Raw genomic sequence first — 4,655 nt, forward strand, 5'->3', positions numbered from 1 at the left:
CCATCGCCGACGGCGCCCGCGACGATCGCCGCGCTGTGACCTTGCAGCGTGCGGAGGCCCCGCACGGTTTCCGCCTGCACCTGCCCGAAGTCGAAGCCCCTCGCCGCGCCGAGGCGCCGTTGCACGCTGCGCCGCAGACCGTCGAGCGCGTGGTCGAGAAGGTCATCGAGCGCGACCGCACCCGTCGCCGCCTGCCCGACCGTCGCAAGGGCTATATCCAGAAGGCCTCAGTCGGCGGCCACAAGGTCTATATCCACACCGGCGAATACGAAGACGGCGAACTCGGCGAGATCTTCATCGACATGCACAAGGAAGGCGCCGCCTTCCGCTCGATGATGAACAACTTCGCCATCGCCATCTCCATCGGCCTGCAATACGGCGTGCCGCTGGACGAGTTCGTGGACGCCTTCGTCTTCACCCGTTTCGAGCCTTCGGGGCGGGTCACGGGCAATGACTCCATCCGCTCGGCGACCTCCATCCTCGACTATGTGTTCCGCGAGTTGGGCGTCTCCTATCTGGATCGTCGCGAACTGGCGCAGGTTACGCCCGAGGCCGCCAATCTGGACGGCATGGACGGCGCTCCGACCGATGCGCCCCAGCCCGTGCCCGCCGCCCGCTTCATCTCCAAGGGCTTTGCGCGGGGCGCTGCGCCCGACAATCTGATCGTCGCCCCCTTCGGCCGGAAAGAGCTGTCGCCGCGCACCACGCCGCAAGCTCAGGCCGGTCCCTGTCCCGAGTGCGGCGACCTGATGCTGACGGATCGGAACGGGACGCCGGTCTGCAGCGCCTGCGGCGCGGTGCCCAAGGTTCAGGGCTGACCGTCAGGACGGCCAAAGCGGGACAGGCTGTGCCGAAACGGCGGCCCGCTTCTTGCTGCGAGGCGGCAAAGCCTGGAGCCATTCGCATGATCCGTCCCGCTATCGCCCTTCTCGCCGCCGTCGGCCTGACGCTGACGGCCCTGCCCGCCTCGGCGCAGAACGCCTCTCAGATCAGCCAGGTGCGTCGCGGCGCCTCCTGCCCCGGCTGCAACCTGTTCCAGGGTGATTTCTCGGGCCTGGAGCGCACGGGTCTGAACCTGGCGGGCGCTCGCGTCCGTCAGGCGGACATCAGCCTGTCGGTGATGAACCGCACCAACTTCAGCCGCGCCGACCTGCGCGACGTCGAGGCCTACGGCGCCGTCCTGTCCAGCTCGAACTTTACCGGAGCGGACCTGACCAACGCCAGCTTCGTCGGAACCTATCTGGAAGGTGCCGCCTTCGCCGGGGCCAAGCTGAGCGGGACCAATCTGTCGGGCGCCGAGATGTCGCGCGCGCGCGGCCTGACCCAGTCGCAGCTCAACCAGGCCTGCGGCGATCAGAACACGGTTCTGCCTTCCGGCCTGCGCATTCCCGCCTGTTGAGCGTCGCCTTCGTTACCACGATTTAAGTAGGGTTTTTACGGACTAAGGCGCATTCAGGAGGGGTGATGAAACGATCCATTTCACCCCTGCGCCGTCTGGCCCTCGCCGCCTCAGCCCTTGTGGGATTGACGACGGCCGCCCCCGCCCTGGCCGGCGCCGTGGACATGACCTTGACCCAGGATCGCGACGTCGCCCGCATGGTGTCTCTGGGCGGCAGCTGCGTCCGTTGCGAACTGTCGGGCCGCGATCTGTCCGGCGCCACCCTGACCGGCGCCAACTTCGCCAACGCCACCCTGGTCGGGGCCAATCTGCGCGGCGCCGAACTGGTCGGCTCGAACTTCGTCGGCGCCGACTTCAGCCGGGCCGACATGCGCGGGATCGAGATGGTCGGCTCAACCTTCACCACCGCCAATCTGACCGGCGCCCAACTGATGGGCGCTGAGGCGACCGGCGCGGTCCTGATCCGGGCCAACCTGACCGGCGCCAATCTGACCGGCGCCGAGCTTCAGGGCGTCAACATGAACAGCGCCGTCCTGGTCCGCGCCCGCCTGAACGATGCGGAGATCTTCGGCGCCACTTTGGCCAATGTGAACGCCAGCGGCGCAGACTTCACCGGCGCCGACATCAAGGCGTCCAATCTATCGGGCGGAAACTTCGACAACGTCTCCTTCCGCGACGCCGACCTGGACAGCGCACGCCTGTCCGGCGGCAGCTTCAATCGCACCGACTTCCGCGACGCCTCCCTGCGCCGCACCGACATTCGCGGCCTGGACCTGTCCCGCGCGCGCGGTCTGACCGCCAGTCAGGTCGAAGAGGCCTGCGGCGACGCCTCGACCCGTCTCCCGGGCGGTCTGACGGCCCGCAACTGTCGCGGCGGCGTCCGCGTCATCCGCACGCCGCCAGCGCCTCCGACGCCGCCCGTCCCCCCGATCCCGCCACGTCAGCGCAACCTGGTCATCACCTCGGGCAACTAAGACCCGACGCAAAAAAGGGAGGGGTCGCCCCCTCCCTTTTCTAATTCAGCGCTGTCGCCGCGATCAGATCTTGATCGGCAGCTGGGTGCGGATCGACAGTTCCTTCAGCTGACGCTCCTCGGCCTCGGCCGGGGCGCTCATCAGCAGATCCTGGCCCTGCTGGTTCAGCGGGAAGGCGATCACCTCGCGGATGGCCTGCTCGCCCGCCAGCAGCATGACGATGCGGTCGATGCCCGGCGCCAGACCACCGTGCGGCGGCGCGCCGTAACGGAAGGCGTTCAGCATGCCGCCGAACTGATCTTCGACCACCGAGGCGTCGTAGCCGGCGATCTCGAAGGCCTTCAGCATGATCTCGGCCTTGTGGTTCCGGATCGCGCCCGAGCACAACTCATAGCCGTTGCAGACGATGTCGTACTGATAGGCGCGGATGGTCAGCGGATCCTGCGTCTCCAGCGCCTCCATGCCGCCCTGCGGCATCGAGAAGGGGTTGTGGCTGAAGTCGACCTTCTTCTCTTCTTCCGACCATTCGAACATCGGGAAGTCGACGATCCAGCAGAACTTGAACTGGTCCTCGTCGACCAGCTTCAGCTCCGTGCCGACGCGGGTGCGGGCCAGACCGGCGAACTTGGCGAAGACCGACGGCAGGCCGGCGGTGAAGAAGGCCGCGTCGCCCTTGCCCAGACCCAGCGAAGACATCAGCGCCTCGGCCGGCTCCTGCCCCAGGTTCTTGGCGATCGGGCCGCCCCACGACTGCTGGTCGTCCGACCAGAAGATGTAGCCCAGGCCCGGCTGGCCCTCGCCCTGCGCCCAGGAGTTCATGCGGTCGCAGAAGGCGCGCGAGCCGCCCGTCGGCGCCGGGATGGCCCAGACGGCGTTGGCGGCGTCAGCGCCCAGGATCTTGGCGAACAGGCCGAACCCACCCTCGCGGAAGTGTTCCGACACATCCTGCATCTTGATCGGGTTGCGCAGGTCCGGCTTGTCCGAACCGTACCACTTCATCGATTGTTCGAACGTCAGACGCTCGAAGCCCTTGTGCTCCATCGTCTGACCGAAATCGTTGGTGAAGGTCTGGACGCCGTCGATCGGCGACACCGGCTTGCCGTCGCCGAACTCGGTGAACAGGCCGTGCATCAGCGGCTCGATCGCCTGGAAGACGTCTTCCTGCGTGACGAAGCTCATTTCCACGTCGAGCTGGTAGAATTCCAGCGAACGGTCGGCGCGCAGGTCTTCATCGCGGAAGCAGGGCGCGATCTGGAAATAGCGGTCGAAGCCCGACACCATCAGCAGCTGCTTGAACTGCTGCGGGGCCTGCGGCAGGGCGTAGAACTTGCCCGGGTGCATCCGGCTGGGCACCAGGAAGTCGCGCGCGCCTTCCGGCGACGAGGCCGTCAGGATCGGCGTCTGATACTCAAGGAAGCCCTGGGCGCACATGCGGTTGCGGATCGACTGGATCACGCGCGAACGCAGGACGATGTTCTTGTGCAGACGCTCACGACGCAGGTCGAGGAAGCGGTTGCTCAGGCGAATCTCTTCCGGGTATTCCTGCTCGCCGAAGACCGGCATCGGCAGTTCGGCAGCTTCCGACAGGACCTCGACAGCCTGGACGCGCACCTCGACCTCGCCGGTCGGCAGGTTGGCGTTGACGGTCGAACCTTCGCGCAGCACCACTTCGCCGTCGATCTTGATGACGCTTTCGGCGCGCAGGCGTTCGGCGATCTCAAAGCCCGGCGTTTCGGGATGCAGGACCAGCTGGGTCAGGCCGTAGTGGTCGCGCAGGTCGATGAACAGCAGGCCGCCGTGGTCGCGCTTGCGGTGAATCCAGCCCGACAGACGAACATTCGCGCCCGCATCCGTCGAACGGAGGGCGCCGCAGGTATGGGAGCGATAGGCGTGCATATCGGATTTTCGTCTGAAAACGGCTGTCGAACAGCGTGAATTAGGAGCGGGGAAAGGCCCATCATCGCCCCCGAAAGTCAAGGCTGGCGGCTGAATCGCCCACGACGCGCCATCCACAGCGGCGGACAGGTTGTCCCCGTGATCCCGCCCTATCAACAGAGACGCCCACGGCTCGGCCCGGCTAGGGTCCGTCCTCATGAACGCCTCGGCCGCCGAAATCCGTCAACTGCGCCTGCCGCTGCAGCAGGAGACGCCGCAACGCGCCTCCGACCTGGCGATCTCGGAAGCGAACGCCGCGGGCGTGACCGCCCTGACCACCTGGCCGGAAGCGCCCGGCGCCATCCTGGCCCTGTTCGGCCCGGCGGGCTGCGGCAAGAGCCACCTGG

Annotated in this window: 3 protein-coding genes and 2 pseudogenes; 4 read left to right on the forward strand and 1 reads right to left on the reverse strand. The window is 67.0% G+C overall.

Annotated features, from left to right (window positions below):
- From RT567_RS13680 to RT567_RS13690, 3 genes and pseudogenes are all read left to right on the forward strand, one after another.
- Window positions 1–818, forward strand: a pseudogene (locus RT567_RS13680) (TSCPD domain-containing protein); the annotation flags it as partial.
- A gap of 86 nt (window positions 819–904) precedes the next feature.
- Window positions 905–1,399 (forward strand): pentapeptide repeat-containing protein, encoded by a 495-nt coding sequence (locus tag RT567_RS13685; protein WP_313576839.1) that lies wholly within the window; start codon window positions 905–907, stop codon window positions 1,397–1,399.
- Between the two features lie 65 nt (window positions 1,400–1,464).
- Complete coding sequence (locus RT567_RS13690; protein WP_313576840.1) at window positions 1,465–2,373, forward strand: pentapeptide repeat-containing protein; 909 nt, start codon at window positions 1,465–1,467, stop codon at window positions 2,371–2,373.
- Between the two features lie 63 nt (window positions 2,374–2,436).
- Here RT567_RS13690 and aspS read toward each other — a convergent pair whose 3' ends face one another.
- Window positions 2,437–4,269, reverse strand: coding sequence for an aspartate--tRNA ligase (aspS, locus tag RT567_RS13695; RefSeq protein WP_313576841.1), 1,833 nt, complete (start codon window positions 4,267–4,269; stop codon window positions 2,437–2,439).
- 196 nt (window positions 4,270–4,465) lie between these two features.
- Here aspS and RT567_RS13700 point away from each other — a divergent pair.
- Window positions 4,466–4,655: pseudogene (locus RT567_RS13700) on the forward strand (chromosomal replication initiator DnaA); the annotation flags it as partial.

The sequence above is a fragment of the Brevundimonas sp. genome, assembly GCF_032107865.1.
In the GTDB taxonomy this organism is placed as follows: domain Bacteria; phylum Pseudomonadota; class Alphaproteobacteria; order Caulobacterales; family Caulobacteraceae; genus Brevundimonas.

Excerpts from the sequence above, each read along its gene's own strand:
- RT567_RS13685 (WP_313576839.1), top strand. The coding sequence starts at position 905 with ATGATCCGTCCCGCTATCGCCCTTCTCGCCGCCGTCGGCCTGACGCTG.
- RT567_RS13690 (WP_313576840.1), top strand. The coding sequence starts at position 1,465 with ATGAAACGATCCATTTCACCCCTGCGCCGTCTGGCCCTCGCCGCCTCA.
- aspS (WP_313576841.1), bottom strand. The coding sequence starts at position 4,269 with ATGCACGCCTATCGCTCCCATACCTGCGGCGCCCTCCGTTCGACGGAT.